Genomic DNA, 1543 nt, shown 5'->3' with positions numbered 1-1543 from the left:
TGATCCAGCACGCGGTGATCGAAGGCCTTGAGCCGGATGCGGATGTTCTGACGATCCATATCGCTCTTAATTTTCCCTACAGACGGCGGTCCGCCCGCGTGACTTTGACCATTTCAAAGACCAACTCCGGAGCCTCCAAAGCGAAAGGCGCCGTACGCGTAGCCCGCAAAAACGAATTCGGCCCGCGCGTAACCGCGAGGGCCACCCCCTGGAACCTCAGCCGAAGCCATCGATCCCAGGTCGTTCTGCGGACCGCGTCTGCGACAGAAGCCGCACAGCCGGTCCAACAGGAGGCGCGTTAGTACCCATGCGACTCGCTCCCGTCAAGGGCTGCAAGCCGCAGATCGACCCAATCACGGGGTCTCATCGACGGTTACAGCGCCCGAACCTATGACGGAGCGCTCAATTGCGCCGCGAACCCGTCGCGCCTCGACATCGCCGGAGCCAATGATGCGCGCCTGCATGGCGCCCGATTCGCCGCCGAACTTGGCGTCGCCGGATCCGGCTATGGTGGCGTTGAAGGTCTCCACCTGGCCGGCGGCCACATGCACGTCGCCTGCGCCGGCGATCCGGACCTGCAGCAGAGGCCCGGTCACCTCGGCCACCTTGACGTCGCCCGAGCCCGCCACATCGATCTTCAGGGGGCCGCGCACCTGGCGCAGGGTGAGATCGCCGGAGCCCGCCACCCGCAGATCCGTCTCGCCGGCGTTGCCGCCCCGGAGATCGCCGGACCCGGCCTGGGACAGGCTGAGCTTGCCGGCCACATTGGCGATGGTCCAGTCTCCGCAGCCGGCGTTGGCGAAGCTCAGGCTCTGGCTGCGGCCCACCGATCCGAACACGGCCCCGCCGACCGAGACGTCGGCGTCCCGGGGCGTGCGGATCACGACCTGGGGCATGTCGTCATAGGCCACCTCCCCCACGCCCGACACCGTGACGGAGGGACGGCCGCCACGGGTTCGGCAGGAGCGAATGTTGCGGTCGAGATCGCCATCGACGATCACCTCGGCGTCCTGGGTCCGCACCTGAAGCGGCAGGCTGGGATTGGCGTGCAGGATATCGACGCGGATGTCTTGGCGATCCTCGGGCACGATCACCACCCGCGCGACCGCGTCCTTAACACTGACCTGGGCGGCCTGAGCGGCGCCGGCCATGGCCAGCCCGGCCAGGGCGAGGCCGGAAATCATCATCGAACGGCGCATGAGCGCTCCCCTTCTTTCGTCTGACGAGGACGCTAGCGGGGCTCAGGGGCCGACACAGCTTAATTCGAGGTCATGACACCGAGGTCATCCGGGGAGACGGGCGAGGGCCTGGGGCGCCCTCCCCTGCACCGCCCAGACATCACCCAAAGAGAAAGGCCGCCGGGGTTTCCCCCGACGGCCTTGGTCTTAGGTCAGGCTGTGACGCCTTGGACTATTCGACGATCTTGGCCACGACGCCGGCGCCGACCGTACGGCCGCCTTCGCGGATGGCGAAGCGCAGGCCCTGGTCCATGGCGATCGGGGTGATCAGCTCAACGTCCAGCTCGGCGTTGTCGCCCGGCATG

Annotated in this window: 2 protein-coding genes and 1 pseudogene; 1 reads left to right on the top strand and 2 read right to left on the bottom strand. The window is 67.4% G+C overall.

Annotated elements, in window-relative coordinates; translation table 11 throughout:
• Positions 1-302, top strand: a 302-nt coding sequence (locus Q8L83_RS11765; protein WP_305287140.1) for a hypothetical protein, incomplete at its 5' end; no start/stop codon positions are given.
• Between the two features lie 51 nt (positions 303-353).
• Here Q8L83_RS11765 and Q8L83_RS11760 read toward each other — a convergent pair.
• The gene (locus tag Q8L83_RS11760; protein WP_305287138.1) at positions 354-1199 is read right to left on the bottom strand and encodes a GIN domain-containing protein; all 846 of its coding nucleotides are present in this window, start codon (positions 1197-1199) and stop codon (positions 354-356) included.
• Between the two features lie 211 nt (positions 1200-1410).
• Positions 1411-1543, bottom strand: a pseudogene (gene tuf / locus Q8L83_RS11755) (elongation factor Tu); the annotation flags it as partial.

Origin of the sequence: Phenylobacterium sp., assembly GCF_030680185.1 — a bacterium.
Lineage (GTDB): Bacteria > Pseudomonadota > Alphaproteobacteria > Caulobacterales > Caulobacteraceae > Phenylobacterium.
This window is presented reverse-complemented; position numbering and strand designations above follow the sequence as displayed.